The 15,440-nt window shown below is 62.3% G+C and carries 16 protein-coding genes and 1 pseudogene; 9 read left to right on the top strand and 8 right to left on the bottom strand.

The features are described from left to right. The 3 genes from VNZ93_RS24890 to VNZ93_RS24880 all read right to left on the bottom strand — a co-directional run. Nucleotides 1–1,188 (bottom strand): aldehyde dehydrogenase family protein (locus tag VNZ93_RS24890; protein WP_325711966.1); only part of this gene is annotated, 1,188 nt, incomplete at its 3' end. Nucleotides 1,189–1,829: 641 nt separating this feature from the next. Then, nucleotides 1,830–2,093, bottom strand: coding sequence for a hypothetical protein (locus VNZ93_RS24885; protein WP_325711963.1), 264 nt, complete (start codon nucleotides 2,091–2,093; stop codon nucleotides 1,830–1,832). 246 nt (nucleotides 2,094–2,339) lie between these two features. Then, a complete protein-coding gene (locus tag VNZ93_RS24880; RefSeq protein ID WP_325711969.1) occupies nucleotides 2,340–3,041 on the bottom strand; it encodes an alpha/beta hydrolase in 702 nt (233 codons plus the stop codon). Nucleotides 3,042–3,170: 129 nt separating this feature from the next. Here VNZ93_RS24880 and VNZ93_RS24875 point away from each other — a divergent pair, with 129 nt between their 5' ends. The 7 genes from VNZ93_RS24875 (at nucleotide 3,171) to VNZ93_RS24845 (ending at nucleotide 6,992) form a co-directional block, all read left to right on the top strand. After that, entirely contained in the window at nucleotides 3,171–3,737 is a 567-nt protein-coding gene (locus tag VNZ93_RS24875) for a recombinase family protein (protein WP_325711960.1), read from the top strand. Between the two features lie 133 nt (nucleotides 3,738–3,870). Then, entirely contained in the window at nucleotides 3,871–4,047 is a 177-nt protein-coding gene (locus VNZ93_RS24870; RefSeq protein ID WP_325711957.1) for a ribbon-helix-helix protein, CopG family, read from the top strand. A gap of 194 nt (nucleotides 4,048–4,241) precedes the next feature. After that, a complete protein-coding gene (locus tag VNZ93_RS24865) occupies nucleotides 4,242–5,120 on the top strand; it encodes a helix-turn-helix domain-containing protein (RefSeq protein WP_325711954.1) in 879 nt (292 codons plus the stop codon). A 276-nt stretch (nucleotides 5,121–5,396) separates the two neighbouring features. After that, nucleotides 5,397–5,666 (top strand): CopG family ribbon-helix-helix protein, encoded by a 270-nt coding sequence (locus VNZ93_RS24860; protein WP_006473479.1) that lies wholly within the window; start codon nucleotides 5,397–5,399, stop codon nucleotides 5,664–5,666. Next, the gene (locus VNZ93_RS24855) at nucleotides 5,663–5,968 is read left to right on the top strand and encodes a type II toxin-antitoxin system RelE/ParE family toxin (protein WP_006473480.1); all 306 of its coding nucleotides are present in this window, start codon (nucleotides 5,663–5,665) and stop codon (nucleotides 5,966–5,968) included. Before VNZ93_RS24860 ends, VNZ93_RS24855 begins: the two co-directional genes overlap by 4 nt. A gap of 67 nt (nucleotides 5,969–6,035) precedes the next feature. Then, on the top strand, nucleotides 6,036–6,659 hold the full coding sequence (gene parA, locus VNZ93_RS24850; protein ID WP_021316632.1) for a ParA family partition ATPase: 624 nt from the start codon (nucleotides 6,036–6,038) through the stop codon (nucleotides 6,657–6,659). A gap of 36 nt (nucleotides 6,660–6,695) precedes the next feature. After that, a complete protein-coding gene (locus VNZ93_RS24845) occupies nucleotides 6,696–6,992 on the top strand; it encodes a hypothetical protein (RefSeq protein WP_006473490.1) in 297 nt (98 codons plus the stop codon). Between the two features lie 270 nt (nucleotides 6,993–7,262). On the opposite strand, the gene VNZ93_RS24840 is transcribed toward VNZ93_RS24845, so the two are convergent. Further along, nucleotides 7,263–8,927, bottom strand: a complete 1,665-nt coding sequence (locus VNZ93_RS24840) for a type IV secretory system conjugative DNA transfer family protein (protein WP_325711941.1) — start codon at nucleotides 8,925–8,927, stop codon at nucleotides 7,263–7,265. Further along, on the bottom strand, nucleotides 8,924–9,229 hold the full coding sequence (locus VNZ93_RS24835; protein WP_152512522.1) for a mobilization protein: 306 nt from the start codon (nucleotides 9,227–9,229) through the stop codon (nucleotides 8,924–8,926). Before VNZ93_RS24835 ends, VNZ93_RS24840 begins: the two co-directional genes overlap by 4 nt. 251 nt (nucleotides 9,230–9,480) lie before the next feature. On the opposite strand from VNZ93_RS24835, the gene traA reads away from it, so the two are divergent. Then, nucleotides 9,481–13,197: a Ti-type conjugative transfer relaxase TraA gene (gene traA / locus VNZ93_RS24830; protein ID WP_325711931.1), complete on the top strand. Its 3,717-nt coding sequence runs from the start codon at nucleotides 9,481–9,483 to the stop codon at nucleotides 13,195–13,197. 22 nt (nucleotides 13,198–13,219) lie between these two features. Here the strand turns inward: traA and VNZ93_RS24825 are convergent, their stop codons facing one another. Next, on the bottom strand, nucleotides 13,220–13,342 hold the full coding sequence (locus VNZ93_RS24825) for a hypothetical protein (protein ID WP_325711972.1): 123 nt from the start codon (nucleotides 13,340–13,342) through the stop codon (nucleotides 13,220–13,222). Between the two features lie 31 nt (nucleotides 13,343–13,373). Between VNZ93_RS24825 and VNZ93_RS25020 the strand changes: the two are divergent. Continuing rightward, a pseudogene (locus VNZ93_RS25020) lies at nucleotides 13,374–13,689 on the top strand (transposase); the annotation flags it as partial. Here VNZ93_RS25020 and VNZ93_RS25015 read toward each other — a convergent pair. Continuing rightward, nucleotides 13,651–13,857: a hypothetical protein gene (locus tag VNZ93_RS25015; protein ID WP_414710189.1), complete on the bottom strand. Its 207-nt coding sequence runs from the start codon at nucleotides 13,855–13,857 to the stop codon at nucleotides 13,651–13,653. The pseudogene VNZ93_RS25020 and the gene VNZ93_RS25015 sit on opposite strands and share 39 nt — an antisense overlap. A 400-nt stretch (nucleotides 13,858–14,257) precedes the next feature. Next, nucleotides 14,258–15,433, bottom strand: a complete 1,176-nt coding sequence (locus VNZ93_RS24810; RefSeq protein WP_325711926.1) for an IS91 family transposase — start codon at nucleotides 15,431–15,433, stop codon at nucleotides 14,258–14,260. Between the last annotated feature and the right edge of the window lie 7 nt (nucleotides 15,434–15,440).

The following is a 15,440-nucleotide window of genomic DNA, read 5'->3' as shown; positions in this document are numbered from 1 at the left end:
TAACACGAATTCTTCCATGCCGGTAAACTTCGTGATTGGCACCACGGGTCCGAACGGCTCGATCTGCATGATGTCCGCATCGTCCGGCACGTCGGTCAGCACGGTCGGGCGATAGCCGTTGCCGTGATCCCCGACTCGCTTCCCACCAGTAACCAGCGATGCGCCGCGCGCAAGCGCATCCTCGATGCCCCGCGCGATCGAATCCCGCTGCCGGCCATTGGCCAGCGGACCCATGTCAGTTTCGGTTCCGTTGCCCGGGCCGACACGCAGGGCACCCGCGATCTCCGCCATGCGCTCCACGAATGGTGCGTGGATCGCCTCGTGGACGAAGAAGCGGCTGGGCGCGACACAGACCTGTCCGGCATTGCGGAACTTGGCGGCGGCCAGCGCATCGGCCGCCCGCACCGGGTCCACATCCGCGAATATGCCGGCGGCGGCGTGGCCTCCCAGCTCCAACGTGCATTTCTTCAGATGCTGGCCGCACAACATGGCGACAGCACGACCGGCCCTGATCGATCCCGTAATCGAGGCCTTGCGAATTACACTGGACGCGACGAGGCGTTCCGCGATCGCGGACGGGTCGCCGAACACGACCGAAAGGCAATCCTCTGGCAGCCCCGCGCGATAGCACAACAGCGCCAACTCGATGGCCGTTCGCGGGGTTTCCTCGGACGGCTTGAGGATCACCGAACAGCCCGCCGCCAGGGCCGTGGCGACCTTGCGGGCCGGAAGCACCAGCGGGAAATTCCATGGCGTGAAGGCCACGACCGGCCCGACCGGTTCGCGACTGGCGAAGAGATGCCTGTTGGCGCTCCGCCCCGGTATCACCCGGCCATAGGCACGTTTTCCTTCCTCGCCGGCCCAATCAAAGACCTCTGCGGCCGCGCCGACTTCGGCCTTGGCCTCGCGCAGGACCTTGCCCTGCTCTGCGGTCAGAACCGCCGCCAAGCGATCGCTTTCTACACGAAGAAGGTCCGCGACCCGCTTCAGGACGACGCCCCTGTCCCACGCCGAGACGTGGCGCCAATGGCGAAATCCCCGATCCGCAGCCGTCAACGCATCATCGAGATCGTCGACCGATGCAAGAGTGATAGACCCGATCCGCGCATCGTCCCACGGGTCGAGGACCGGGAGGGTCGCTCGGCCGCCATCTGTCCTCATAACACCGCCGACAAAGGGCGCGCTCATTTCGTACATCACGTCTCTATCTGCCGCGCGGCGCGTGGTGAAAGGAGGTCTGTCTTACGCCTGCGCTGCCCTCATTTGGAATGACCGCATCGCGTTGATCATAATGAATTACCTTTGACATATAGGAAAACCAATGCAAAAAGCAATCATCTTGACCAAAGCGGACACGTGCGATGCGAGAACGCCCGGAAAAGACGCGAGGGCAGTCATCGCGGAGCTGCGATCGTCCCCGAGGGCGAGACGGCGCTCGAGGAGGCCAAGGTGGTCGCCAATGCGCTCACGCAGCGGTTTGGTGATTCCGATCCTCGCATATTCGCCAGGAGTTCGAGAAGCGTCTGGAGCTGGGGAAGTAGGCCGAGCAGATCAAGATTACTGCCCGATGGTGGAGCGCATGCGCTTTGCCGAGTTGAGCCAGACCATACATGAAACAGCAGCTCACCCGCTCTGAGGGGCTTGGGTGCATTGGCTTAAGAAGCCGAGCGACTTCACCGTGCGCAGCCATAGACTGATAATCGACACTCGACAACATTACGGACTAAGACTAACTAGTCACCACTAGAGAATCTTTATTTTAGTGGCAGCTTTAAGTCGTTCTCATGATGTCGGAGCATTGGGCTTTGTCATATATATAATAATATCCTTTATCCCTCAGTCGGGCGACGGATCGGGAACATATCTTCGCCGTGATGATGAAGACGCGTATGATGTAATCGGCATAGCCAACGCACTTTTAAAGGCTCGTCATATTGGTCGTGATGAGCATCTACCGCTTCAGCACCGCAGACCTCGCAAGTTTTTTTCTCCAGATCGCCTGCCTTCACCGCGCGCTGTACAGCAAGATGAGCGTCATATTTAGCCGGATTGGCTCGGCGCCAGTTCGCCTGGCGGGTATCTGTTTTCAGCATCTGCGATCCTTCCCCGCTAAGATTTCACTGTTCTGAATACCTTGCCGTCAATTTTGAATTTTCGCAAATATCCTGAAACCTGCGCCACGTTCGCAGCGGCCCGGAATCCGGGCCGCGAAGTGTCGCAAATATCAGTCGCGAAACTTTGACTTTCGCACGCGACTTTTGCGACAGATTTTTCCCTGCAAAATCAGCGCCGTCGATTTTGATGCGAAAGTCAGGATTTCCGCGACAGAACGACCGCGCTCAAGATTGATGCTCGGCTATTACGTTGCGGAGGATTGCGTTCAGTGCATTCGGCCGTTCCAGAGGCACGTAATGCCCACATTCGGGAACAATATGCAGGCGGCCGGATGGTGCCAGATCAGCCTGTTTGGCACTTGTTTCGGGGCCGGGCGCTACATCATCTGATCCGCTCACTACGATGACCGGGCGCGGAAAGGCCGAAAGGGCTTGATCTCTGCTCGGTCGGGTATGGAAGACGGTCACGCCTCGCGCTACGTCCTCGGGCGATTGTCGAAGCGTGATGCACTTTGCTTCGTTGACCACCCGAGGCGATGCCGCTTTGAACAGCAAAGGTTCCCATAGGTGCTGCCATGCCGTCTCAAGCCCCTCTTTGCGGAGCGTTTCGAGAGCCGAAGCATGAAATGCAGGGTCGGGCCTGTGGTTGGCCTTGGTCCCGATAAGAACTAGGGCGGCAACACGATTGGGCGCGATAGTCGCTATCTCCAGAGCGCAAGACCCTCCAACAGAGCAACCGACGACGATTATTCGATTCCCGGCCGTCAGCTTCAGGGCTTCGTTAGCCCATGCCTCTATGCGGTCCCCTAGAGAATAGAGCGTAGGCGCATAGGTCGCTTCTGGAAGTAGCTTCGCCTGTTCAGTCCACATGGACCCATCCAGAGGAAGGGCATGTAAAAGCAACAGCTCCGGCTTACCTCCGACCATCATGCAATCCTAAACATCCAGAGTCGCAAAAATCCCGAAACAAGCGACGGTCGCACAATAGGGATTTTCGCGACGGGATGCACCCGCTAGATTCGGGTGGTGAGCATAGCAGCGAAAGCCCCCTGCCCCATGATGATCGGATATGCCCGCGTCTCGACCGACGGCCAGACCCTCGACCAGCAGCGCGCGGCGCTGAAAGCGTCCGGCTGCAAGCGCGTGTTCGAGGAAAAGGCATCCGGCGCGCAGCGCGGTCGCCCCGAGCTGGCGAAGATGCTGGACCATTTGCAGCCGGGCAACGTGGTGACGGTGACGCGGCTCGATCGCCTCGCCCGATCGACGCGCGATCTTCTCGACATTGCCGAGCGGATCGGCCACGCCGAGGCCGGCTTGCGATCGCTGGCCGAGCCGTGGGCCGACACGACGACGCCGGCCGGGCGCATGGTGCTGACATTCTTCGCCGGCGTTGCCGAGTTCGAGCGCAGCTTGATCCATGAGCGCACGAGCGCCGGCCGAGCTGCGGCGATGGCGAAGGGCGTTCGGTTCGGTCGCCCCCCTGCCCTGTCGGCCGAGCAGATCGCACACGCCCGCCAGCTCATCAGCGAGGACAAGAAGCCGGCCGAGGTTGCCCGGCTCTTGGGTGTGCATCGCGCCACGCTCTACCGGGCCATAGAACGCATTGACGTGGATACGCATTGACGCAACTACGTTTAGTCCCCCGGCCTTAGAAGTAGTGCCTTTCTCGCCCCCTTACGCAAAGGGTTGCAGAATCGGGCGGTTTCGGGTCTTTCTAGTAACGATGAAAAGCGATTCTGATAGGATTCGGAGGGACGTGGCCGCGCACCGACAACGGTTGCGTGAGGCTGGCCGCACCTTCGTAAACACCGATCTTCCCGTTGAGCTGGTCGCGCGACTTGACCGGATCAAGGAAGAACGGGGCGTGTCATCGCGCGCGCCGATCATCGAGGAAGCGTTGAGGTTCTATATCGAAGCGAAGCAAGGGACATAACGGCAAAACGCCCGACCGCGCCAACGGTCGAGCGTTTTTGTAGGCCGTCAGACACACCGTAGATAAGGGGTCCGCTAACTCTCCCCTTATCTACGCTAGAGCACTCCAATTCGCAAGATTGATTCTTGCGGAAACGAGAGCGCCGTGCCTGCCGTCCGCGCTGTCATGTCCTTCAAATGGAAGGACGAGGGCATATGTTGAGGACGCACTACGCGGCCGCGATCGGCTGCGCGCGCGGGAACGCGCTTGATGAAATCATGCGGGAGGTTTGGACTCGATACGGCGCGGGCCAGCTCACCGACGACGAGGCCGGCGAGCTTACGACGCTCGCCCATGAGCGCCGGGCCGCCCTGCGGGGATCGGGACAGACCGCGCTAGGGTTGATCTTTCCGCCCCCTGCCCCACGCTGCCCGACACCAGTTCGCCGGCATAGCCATATCCGGGGACGATCGGAGGGCCGCATATGGCGGCCGACGACGCGCAAGGACGTGCAGGCGATCTTGAAGGCGGCCGAAATCTACAACGAGGCCGGCTTGCACGAGAAGGGCGAGCGCAGCGGGCCGCTAGGATCGGTGGCGCTGGACGTGCTGCGGCTGTTCGTCAATCTCATCGACTTCCGCACCGGCCGGCTTGAGCCGTCAATCACCACGATCATGGATCGGCTAGGCCGGTCGCGCGATACGATCGTGCGGGCGCTGAAGAATCTGCGGGCGCATGGCTTCATTGACTGGCTGCGGCGCTATGAGCCGACCGGGAACGAAGGGCGCGGCCCACAGGTGCAGCAGGCCAGCAACGCCTATCGCCTGTCCCTGCCGGAGAAGGCCCGGCAGTTCCTTGGACGGTTCGGCAAGGCTCCACCCCCGCCCGCCGATCATGGACAGGATCAGCGGGCTTGGAGCGAGGTAATCGACGCCTACAAGACCACCCTGCCCCTCGATGAGCGAACGCAGGTCGACGCCGGCGATAGCCCGCTAGGACAGGCCCTTGTGCGCATGGCGAAAAACTTCATGAAACGTGAGTCCGATAACCAGACTGTATCCCCATCTGATCTTTATCTAAGAGGGAAAACATAAGCGGTCGCCGCTGTTCGGGCTGCTTACGCAGCCCTGCGGCGGTTCCGGCCCGCGTATAGGCGGGCCGGGAAACGGCACCCCACTACCTAATCCGCACCGCTCGCGCCTGCGGCCAGCGTCCTATGGCTTTCGAGAGGGAGTAAAGGGCAAGGTCGGTGCTTAATTATTTACGTTAATACGTATTGACGTGTAAACGTATTACCTTGATAGAAGGCGATGGCGGCGGCCGGGAAAACGTGCTAGAGTGTACACAATTCAACACACGGAGGCGATTCCATGACCGCCAGCACCACCATGACGATTCGGGTTAGGCCCGATGTGAAAGAAAAGCTCGACCGGATCGCGAACGACACGCAGCGAAGCAAATCCTTCCTCGCCGGCGAGGCCGTCGCCGCCTATGTCGATCGCGAGCTTGAAATCATCGACGGTATCAAGCGCGGCATGGCTGATGCAGCGGCCGGCCGAGTGATCCCCCATGCGCAGGCCGTCGCGGAAATGCGTGAGGTTATCGAGGAAGCGAAGCGCCGGAAAGCCGCGCGCGGATGAGGCCGGTTGTCTGGTCGATTGAGGCGCAGCGGGATAACCTCGAAATCCTGCGCTATATCGCAGAGGACAACCCATTCGCCGCCGAACGGGTCGTGGATGCGATCGAGGACGCCGGGAACAAGCTCGGCGAATTTGCGACCGGCCGGCCGGGGCGGGTGAGCGGAACCTATGAAAAGTCCCTCGCCCGTCATCCCTACATCATCGCCTATGAGCTGCGGGACGTGGGGGGCCGGGAAAGCGTCGTGATCGTGCGCGTCATCCACACGTCGCGCGACTGGCCGGCCGAGGAATGGCCGCACTAGCTTAAAGACGTAGTAACGTCCTTAGCTATATGCTTTAATACGTATTCACGCAAAGAAGGATTGACGCATGAACGTCATTGCGTTTTTGAGCCAGAAGGGCGGGAGCGGAAAAACCACGCTTTCGGTTCATACCGCCGTGGCGGCCGAGGCGACCGGCGAACGGGTTTGCGTCATCGACGCGGACCCACAGGAGAGCGCGACCGCATGGGCGAGCGCGCGGGAAGCCGGAACGCCGATCGTCGCCACGGCGCAGGCCGGGGAGCTGGACGCCGCGCTTAGGGCGGCCGAGGGCGAGGGCATGACCTTGGCCGTAGTGGACGCCCCGCCCCATGCCGCCCCGGCGGCCGGCCAGATCGCCCGAAGGTCGGAGCTGGTCTTGATTCCGGTCCGACCGTCCGCGTTTGACCTCGCTGCGGTCCCGGCCGCCGTCGAGATCGTGGCGGCCGCGAAAGTGCGCGGCGCGTTCGTCCTGTCTGCCTGCCCGTTCCGTGCGCCCGAGATCGGGGAGACGCGCGCGGCGCTGGAAGCCTACGGACTGCCGATCGTACCCGGCGAGATTACCGACCGGCGCGCGTTCGCCCGCGCCGTCACGACTGGCAGCGCCGTGACGGAGTTCGAGGCCGAAGGGAAAGCAGCGGAGGAAATCCGGGCTTTGTGGGCGTGGATTAAAGGCACGTTAGAACGTAAATAGCTAAATACGTAAGCGCGTATTGAAGGAGCGAAACCTATGGCAAAGAAAGCAACCGGCCTCGCGGCCTTCACCCGCCCGAAGGCCGGCGCGGAGGCCACCAGCCTTGCAGCGATCGAGGACGATCGCCCGGCCGTGGAAATCCCGACGCCGAGGCGAAAGAGGGGAGGGGGCGAGACTGTCGCGCTTACGGTCAAGGTCCGGCGATCGGACTGGCAGCGCCTTCGCCAGCTCGCGGATGCAGAGGGAACGACAATTCAGGCGATGGCCGAGGCCGGGCTTTCGGCGGTTCTGGCACAGCACGGATTGCCGCCGATCGAGCCTTATGCACGTTGATACGTAAATAGCTAAATACGCTAATGCTTGCGTGTGTGGCCCGCCCCCCGGCCGTCCCTACGGCCCTAGATGATGAGAGCGGGCCGGCCGGGGGGCTGTCGTCGCGGCCGGGCGTTTCCCTGAATAGAGCTTGCACCAGGTCGGCGGTGGATCGCGGCGCAAGCCGCGCCGGCACGGAGGCGAACGCGCTCCCCAATAGCGCCGTAGAGAGCCGGAGGGCCGTTCGTAACAAAGTCCCGGCGCAAAGCGCCGGGTCCGCTTCCTGTCACGTCAGGCAGCGTCATACAGGCCCCGAAACTCGGGATCGGCATAGTAGGCGAGCTTTCCGGCGACGATCGGCCGTTGCCCGGCGAGGAACAGCAATTCGACATGCTGCGGCAGGTTGCGGACCTCATCAGGGGTCAGCAGCGGGCGGGCCGTGTGTTGCTCGCCATAGGAAATGCCGGATTTGTCGGAATCGAGCGCGCGGCTCATGGTCTGGAACACAACGGTTTCTTGGCCCAACAGATCGGAGACAAGCCGGGCGCTGTCGTGATCGTTGACGCCGAACACCTGTAGGACGCCGGCGTTTGACAGGAAGGTGCCGGCGCGTTGCCCGTAGGTGGCGCGGAGCTGGTGAACGTCTTGCAGGATCGGCCAGAGCTGGACGCCATAGCCGGCCATGAGGCCCATTGCGCGCTCGACGGGGGTGAGGTGGCCGAGGGCGGCGAACTCATCCAGCAGGTAGAGGACCGGCACGGCCGGCTTGGCGGGGTCGCGCGCCATGTCGGTCAGGCTTTGCGCGACGAGCAGGCGCAGCCAGCGGGAATAGGTGGCGAGCCGATCGGGCGGCAGGACGAGGAACACCGAGGCGTTGCGGCGCTTGAGATCGGCAAAGCGGAAATCCGATCGGCCGAGGACCGCGACCATGCGCGGCGAGTCGAGGAAATGGGTATGGCGCTGCGCGGCCGAGAGGACGCCGGCCGCTTCCCGGTCGGATTTGCCGAGGTGGCGGTTTGCGGCGCGGGCGATCAGGCCGCCGGCGGCGGTTGACGCCTGCATGTCCTTCAGGAGCGCCGCGAAGGCTTCAGGGGCGAGGGTGAGGGCTTCGCGCAGGGTGGCGAGGTTTCGCCTGTCGCGCGGCTCGCTGGCGGCAATATGGAGGATCAGGCCGGCAATGAGCGCCTTGGCTTCCTCGTTCCAATGCGCTTCGCCGGCCATGCCCGGTTCATCGAACACGAGGGCGTCGGCCAAGGTGCTTGCATCTTCCGCGACATCGAGGCCGGCCGGGTCGAGTTGGTCGAGAGGATTGAAGGCGGCCGAGGGCTGGCCGGTGACGCCGAAGGGGTCGAGGACATGGACCGGGCCGAATTGCTGGCGGGCGCGGCCGGCGATCTTGGCATTTTCGCCCTTGGGGTCGATGCAGATCACGGAGCGGTCGGCGGTGAGCAGATTGGGGATGATGGTTCCCACCCCCTTGCCGGTGCGCGTCGGTGCCATCGTCAGCAGATGGGCCGGGCCGTCATAGCGCAGGAGCTTTGAGGATTTCGGATCGCGGCCGATCAGCAGGCCGGAATCGGCGCGGGCGAGGGCGGCGGTTTCCTTGTCAGTGGCGAAGCGGGCCGAGCCGTGGGTTTCGCCGTCCATATCCCCGAAATGGATAATCAGGGGATTGGTGAGGAAGCGGAAGGCGAGCGCCAGCACTACCAGCAGCGTTACGAGATCGAGAAGGAGAACCGGCACCGAGCCGACGCGGAAGCCGATTTGTTCGAGAGCGAAGCGGCCGCCGAAGCCGACGACGAACAGGACGATAACAAGGAGGAACAGAAGCCCGAGAAGCGGTTTCCAGATGCGGAAAGGTGCGGCGAGCAGAGCGACGAACGCCCATAGCGGATCACGCGCGGCCTGCCGCATCATGTTCTTGAACGCGGCCCATGCAAGCGTTGCCTGACTCATGCGGCCGTCCCCCCGGCGCTGCCTGTCGTCTCCCCGGCCGGCGCGTTGCCGATCAGGTCGGCAAACAGTTCCTTGTCACCGGGCCGCGTCAGGAAGTCGGGCAGCTCACGCTTGAGCCATTCGCCCAAGCGCCGGGAAAATTCCTCATCCTTGCCGTTTTCGAGGCGATGCAGGACGAGCGCGCCGAGCAGCACCTTGCGGCGCGTGTCGTTGGCGCGTTCCTGCTTGGATAGCCGGGCCTTGAGCGTGGCGCGCTGCGCATCCAGTTCGGCCAAGCGTTGTTCGATCGTTTTGCGCGCCATTCCTCAAATCTCCTTTTCCGGTCGTTCGCCTAGACTATCATTACCGGCCGCCTTTTCCAGCGTTTGCCCGTTGCGCTTGAGTTTTCAGCGGTTTTGCAGCACAATTCCGGCCTCAGTTCATTGCATCGACCTTGCCGCGAGCGCCACACCGATCAGCGAAAGAGCGTAGCGATTGAGTTGAGAAGGGCGCACTTACGACTTGCTGGGCAAGTCGGTGCACGGTATTCTCTTTTTGGTTCGGAGAATACCGTTTGGCGATCTACCATCTCAGCGCAAAGCCTATCTCGCGGTCATCCGGCCGCAGCGCTGTGGCGTCGGCCGCATATCGTTGCGCTGTCCGCCTGACCAATGAGCGCGATGGCCTTGTGCATGACTTCACCCGCAAAGAAGGCGTGGAGCATAAGGAGATCGTGCTCCCGGAAGGCGTTTCCGCCGATTGGGCTTTGGATCGTTCGGCTTTGTGGAATGCCGCAGAGTTTGCGGAGAAGCGCAAGGACGCGCGTGTTGCCCGCGAATTCGAGATTGCGCTTCCGCACGAGCTTTCTGCAGAAGGGCGAGTGGAGGCTGCGCGAACCTTCGCTCAGGATTTGACGAACCGATATGGCGCGGCGGTGGATTTTGCCATCCATGCGCCGCATGAGCAGGGCGACATCCGGAATTACCATGCGCATGTGATGATGACGACGCGACAGGTTGGCGAAGCCGGGCTGGGCGAGAAGACGTATCTTGAGCACAAGAACGCACGGCTGTTGTCGAATGGCATGGCGACCACCGACATGCAGCTTCGCGACATCAGGCAATCGTGGGAGAGCATCGCCAACAGCCAGCTTCAGCGTGAGGGGCTGGATATTCGCATTGATCACCGCTCGCATGCAGAGCGCGGCCTTGAGCTTTCACCTACCGAGCATATGGGCGTGCATGCCTCGCAGATGCAACGGCAGGGCATGGCGGTCGAGCGGGCGCGGCTGGACGAAGAGGCGGCGCAGCGCAATGCCGAACTAATCCGCGAAAAACCGGAACAGGTTCTGACGCTGATCAGCAATGAGAAGAGCGTATTCGACCGGTACGACATTGCGAAGACCCTGCATCGCTACATCAACGACGACGCGCAGACGTTTCGGAATGCGTTTGCGTCGGTGATGGCCTCGCCGGCGCTGGTGGAGCTTCAGGCCGAGCGCATCGATCCGGAGACGGGTGAGGTTTCGAAGGCGCGGTATTCGACGCGGGAAATGATCGATCTGGAATTCGGCATGGCGCGATCGGCGGAGCGGCTGCACCAGGCGCAGAACCATGGTGTCGATCGGCGGCATGTCGGTCGAGCCATGGAGCGACAGGACGCGGCTATCCGGAAAAGCTCGGGCAGCGAGTCCGCTCGCCTGTCCGACGAACAGCGTCACGCGATCGGACATATTACCGGGCCGGAGCGCATCGCGGCTGTGGTCGGGTTTGCTGGCGCTGGCAAGTCCACCATGCTTGCAGCCGCGCGTGAGGCATGGGAAGCGCAGGGCTATCAGGTCCACGGTGCGGCGCTGGCCGGAAAGGCGGCCGAGGGGCTGAAGGAAAGCTCCGGCATCCAGAGCCGCACTCTGGCGTCGTGGTCCCGCGGTTGGGAAAACGATCGCGGGACGATCGGCCGCGGGGATGTGTTCGTCATCGACGAAGCCGGCATGGTCGGGAGCCGTCAGCTCGCCCGCTTTATCGGAGAGGCCGAGGCGCGAGGGGCGAAGATCGTTCTTGTCGGGGATCATGAGCAGCTACAGGCGATCGGGGCTGGTGCACCCTTCCGGGCGATTGCCGAGCAGATCGGCCATGCCGAACTTTCCGACATTCGACGTCAGCGCCAGGACTGGCAGCGGGAGGCGTCGGTTGCCTTCGCGACCCACAAGACGGCCGAGGGGCTGGCCGCATATCGGGATCATGGTGACATTCACTTTGCGGCGAGCCAGGACGAAGCACGGGCCGGGATCGTGCGCGACTATCTTGCCGACCGCGACGAGCGTCCGGACGGCACCCGGGTTGCCATGGCGCATCGCCGTGCCGATGTGCGGGCACTCAATGCCGCTATCCGTTCCGAGCTTCAGGACCGCCATCAGCTGGGGCGCAGCCACGGGCTGAGCGACGGCGAGGAAGGTGGAGAACTGACTTTCCAGACCAATGACGGCAAGCGCGACTTCGCCCCCGGTGACCGGATCGTATTCCTCGAAAACAGCCGTGATCTTGGTGTGAAAAACGGCATGCTTGGCACCGTCGAGCATGTCGAACAGGGGCGCATCGTCGCGCAGCTCGACGGCCGAGGCGGCGATAGCGTCAGCATTCCCACGGACAGCTATCAGGCGATCGACCACGGCTATGCGACGACGATCCATAAAAATCAGGGGGCCACTGTTGATCGCGCCTATGTGCTGGCTTCCGGCACCATGGACCGGCATCTAACCTATGTCGCCATGACGCGCCATCGCGACGGGGCACAGCTCTATGCAGCGCAAGACGAGTTCACCAATGCCGGCCGCCTCGTTGACCATGGCGCTGCGCCCTATGAGCACAACCCGGAAGCGCGTGAGAGTTATTTCGTGACGCTGGAAAATGACAAGGGCGATCAACGGACGGTGTGGGGCGTCGATCTCAAGCGCGCCCTGCAGGAGGCTTCGCCGGCGATCGGGGACAGGATCGGCCTGCAGCATGAAGGGACCACCCCCGTCACGCTACCGGATGGCACCCAGACCGAGCGCAATTCGTGGCGCGTCGTGGAAGGTGGCGAGCTGTCCTACCAGCAGCTCGAAAGCCGGCTGTCGCGTTCCGGCGCGAAGGAAACGACGCTAGATTATGTGAGGGACTTTGCCGAGCGGCGCGGGATCGCGGAACAGTTCGGGATCAGAAGCGAGATCGAACTTGCTCCCGCCCCAAACCTGGCGCAGGAGTTTTCGTCCCGTGCGGCCCATTCGGAACGGGAGCAGCAGGGCCGGCCATCAGAGCGCCAGCAGGTTTACGAGGAACGTGCCGGCGATCTGGCCGGCCCTGTTCGCCGCGAGGATTCTCGCAAGGATCTCGCCCGGAATACTGATGGCGATCGGCAGGGCGGCCAGGAAGGGGAGAGGGAAGGTTCCCGCCGCGTCCGGTGGTCGGAGGTCATGTCGCCGGCTGGCGCCGGCGATGGCCGTGCAGCGGCCAGCGATCGGGACGGAGAGCGCAGCGCCTTGCAGCCGGAGGCCGACAAGCCCGCTCCCCTGGTGCCGGCGATCACCCGCCACGATCGCAGCATCGAGGACGTGGCCCGTGAAAAGGCGATGTCCGTCATCGAGCAGAGATTCGACACCGTGGAGTCTGTAGCGCGGCACGTGTTCCGCGATCCGGACGAGGTGACTGGGCGGCTGCGCACCGCCATCACCGAGAAGGAGGGCAACGGCAAGATCATGGCGAAGGCCATGGCTGAGCAGCCGGAGCGGTTTGGAGAGCTACGCGGCAAGTCTGGCATGTTCGGGGACAACAAGGAGCGGAAAGAGGCGCTGCATTACGCCAGGTCGGTTTCCGCTCATATCGGCTATGTTTCCGAAGCCTGGGAGCGGCGGCTTGGCGAGGAGCGAAAGTCCGAAGAGTGGCAGCGTAAAAAGCGTGATGTAATCGAGGTTCCCGGCCTTACGCCGCGCAGCGCCGAAATCATCGCCCAGGTGGAAAAGACGCCGGTCGAGAAGAGGGGCCAGTTCATCGCAGAGCTGCGATCATCCCGCGAGGGCCAGGCCGCGCTCAAGGAGGCCAAGCTGGTCGCCAATGCGCTCACGCAGCGGTTCGGGCATTCCGATCCTCGCAGTTTCGCCAAGGAACTCGAGAAACGTCCGGAGTTGGCGAAGCAGGTTGAGCAGATTAAGACGACCGCCCGCATGGTGGAGCGCACGCGCTTTGCCGAACTGAGCCATGAGCACACACTGAAGCAGCAGCTCACCCGGATGCAGGGCCTTGGGATTCGCCGGTAGGATCATGCCAGTATGCGCTTTATCAATCTGATGCCGTTTGTTCGCGACCGGGTCTGCGATCCACGATGGGACGGCGCTCCAGCGTCATGCGCTTGGCAACCAATTTCGACAAAATCTCAATCCGCTGCAGATTACGTTCGCTCATCGCTATCAATCGCATCTGCAACGTCCCAGAAGAGCAACGCATTGGTGACGTCACACGCGAAATTGAGGCGATCGCCAGTCGAGAGGATGCTGCCCGACGTCTCATGACGAGCCCTGGAATTGGCGCTATGGGGGCAGCAGCACTCCTTGCCGCCATTGGTAGCGGGCTGCAATTTTAAAAAGCCCGCAATCTAGCGCGTAGCTGGCCTTGTACCGTGAGAATATTCGACCGGCGGCAAATAAAAGCTTCTCGGCATTAGCAAACGGGGAAACCGTTATGTGCGCAAGCTCCTCGTTCATGGAGCTCGATCATGCTTTCGGCACCTCGACCGAACGCGAGATCGATTGGCCCTGCTTGGCGGCGATCAGAGAACCGGATGACCGATGCAGGATCATCATGTTGTTGACGAACCGAGGCGAAATCCGGAAATGCCGAGCGGCTTCACGGTTGCTATGCCCCTCATTCACAAACGCAACGACACGTTCACGCAACTCGATCGGATGCGGTTTGCCCATGGCGCTTCTCCTTCCATGGGCAAAGAATCATAGTTCATGCCAAACAGGAATCTGGAGGGTTCTGTGAGGTCCGGCCGCTAGCGTGCGGCATTCACTGACCGGACCTCATTGAAGCCGGATTGAACGAAGGCGCGGGTTGTTTTGCGCTATGGGGATTTCGCCGCTGCGGTCGATGGCGTCTGGTGGGGTCGTGCCTCAAAGGACCTCGTTGATTGATGAGGCAGGAGAACCAAAGCGGCATACAGGATGTTTTGGGGTGCCCTGTCGGCGGGTTGAGATGGCTCTGACACCAAGCGCCGGTTCTTTTTATGTGCCACCGGCGTAATCGGCCAAAGCGTGGCTCCCGCGGCCGCTCGACATGCCGACGCTGATCGCTGGACTGATCGAATTCCGGGCATAGTCATGAACTGTCGTCCCATGCTGGTCGGCAGACAGGCTGGAGTGGGGTCCACGCGCCTATGATTGTCATGGCTCCACCGCAACAGGGGCATCGATGTGCCACAGGAGTTGGCCCTGCCTCCGGTTCTTCGACCTGCTGTTCTGGCGGCGGGACGTTGAGCAGCCTTCGACAGAGGTCCAGCTTCACTTGCCGATGACCATTGGCAAGCAGACCGTAATGATGAATGCGATGGAAGCCGTCTGGCACGGTGTGCAGCAGGAAGCGACGGATGAACTCGTGTGCATGCAGCGTCATCCGCTTTTGGCCACCGCCGGTTCGGTAATCCTTCCATCGAAAGGTGACGCGATCGCCGTCCATGCTGACGAGGCGGGAATTGGAGATGGCGATGCGATGGGTGTAGCGACCGAGATAGGCCAGCACCTGTTTGGGTCCTGCGAATGGCGGCTTGGCATAGACCACCCAGCCGATACGATGAGCCGCTTTCAGCGCTCGATTGAAGGCAGCCGAATGGGCCAGGCCGGCGATATCGCCGAAGAACTGAAGCTGGCCGAGCTCGAAGGCGTGCTTCAGTTGTTCGAGAAACAGCCGCCGGAACAGGCGGGATAGGACCCGTACGGGCAGGAAGAAGTTTGGCCGAAAGGCGACCCATCTGGACTGGTCGGCCGACAATCCGCCGCCCGGTACGATGCAATGGACATGCGGGTGATATTGCAGGTTCTGGCCCCAGGAGTGCAGCACCGCAATTAAGCCAATCTCTGCGCCGAGATGCCTGGGATCGGCGGCAAGCCTGCGCAGCGTCTCGGCGACAGCGCGAAACAGGATGGCATAGACCGCCTCCTTGTTCTGGAAGGCGATCGCCGCAATCTCTTGCGGCACGGTGAACACGACGTGGAAGTAGCCGACCGGCAGAAGGTCTGCCTGCCGCGCGTCAAGCCAGTCGCGGCTCGCCTGACCCTGGCATTTTGGGCAATGCCGGTTGCGGCAGGAATTGTAGGCGATGCGGAGCGTGTCACAATCCTGGCACTGCTGGACATGCCCGCCGAGGCGCGCTGTCCGGCACATCTCGATGGCGCTCATGACCCGACGTTCGACACGCCCGAGATGAGCGTCGTGTATATGACGATATCGTTCGCCCTGGCGGCGAAAGATGTCCGCCACCTCCAGTCCCGCCACCATGGCGAGA

Origin of the sequence: Pseudorhodoplanes sp., assembly GCF_035565795.1 — a bacterium.
Classification (GTDB): domain Bacteria; phylum Pseudomonadota; class Alphaproteobacteria; order Rhizobiales; family Xanthobacteraceae; genus Pseudorhodoplanes.
The sequence above is the reverse complement of the archived record's forward strand: the minus strand, read 5'-3'. Positions and strand labels throughout refer to the sequence as shown.

Excerpts from the sequence above, each read along its gene's own strand:
- VNZ93_RS24885 (WP_325711963.1), bottom strand. The coding sequence starts at position 2,093 with ATGCTGAAAACAGATACCCGCCAGGCGAACTGGCGCCGAGCCAATCCG.
- VNZ93_RS24880 (WP_325711969.1), bottom strand. The coding sequence starts at position 3,041 with ATGGTCGGAGGTAAGCCGGAGCTGTTGCTTTTACATGCCCTTCCTCTG.
- VNZ93_RS24875 (WP_325711960.1), top strand. The coding sequence starts at position 3,171 with ATGATGATCGGATATGCCCGCGTCTCGACCGACGGCCAGACCCTCGAC.
- VNZ93_RS24865 (WP_325711954.1), top strand. The coding sequence starts at position 4,242 with ATGTTGAGGACGCACTACGCGGCCGCGATCGGCTGCGCGCGCGGGAAC.
- VNZ93_RS24860 (WP_006473479.1), top strand. The coding sequence starts at position 5,397 with ATGACCGCCAGCACCACCATGACGATTCGGGTTAGGCCCGATGTGAAA.
- VNZ93_RS24855 (WP_006473480.1), top strand. The coding sequence starts at position 5,663 with ATGAGGCCGGTTGTCTGGTCGATTGAGGCGCAGCGGGATAACCTCGAA.
- parA (WP_021316632.1), top strand. The coding sequence starts at position 6,036 with ATGAACGTCATTGCGTTTTTGAGCCAGAAGGGCGGGAGCGGAAAAACC.
- VNZ93_RS24845 (WP_006473490.1), top strand. The coding sequence starts at position 6,696 with ATGGCAAAGAAAGCAACCGGCCTCGCGGCCTTCACCCGCCCGAAGGCC.
- VNZ93_RS24840 (WP_325711941.1), bottom strand. The coding sequence starts at position 8,927 with ATGAGTCAGGCAACGCTTGCATGGGCCGCGTTCAAGAACATGATGCGG.
- VNZ93_RS24835 (WP_152512522.1), bottom strand. The coding sequence starts at position 9,229 with ATGGCGCGCAAAACGATCGAACAACGCTTGGCCGAACTGGATGCGCAG.
- VNZ93_RS24825 (WP_325711972.1), bottom strand. The coding sequence starts at position 13,342 with ATGAGCGAACGTAATCTGCAGCGGATTGAGATTTTGTCGAAATTGGTT.
- VNZ93_RS25015 (WP_414710189.1), bottom strand. The coding sequence starts at position 13,857 with ATGGGCAAACCGCATCCGATCGAGTTGCGTGAACGTGTCGTTGCGTTT.
- VNZ93_RS24810 (WP_325711926.1), bottom strand. The coding sequence starts at position 15,433 with ATGGTGGCGGGACTGGAGGTGGCGGACATCTTTCGCCGCCAGGGCGAA.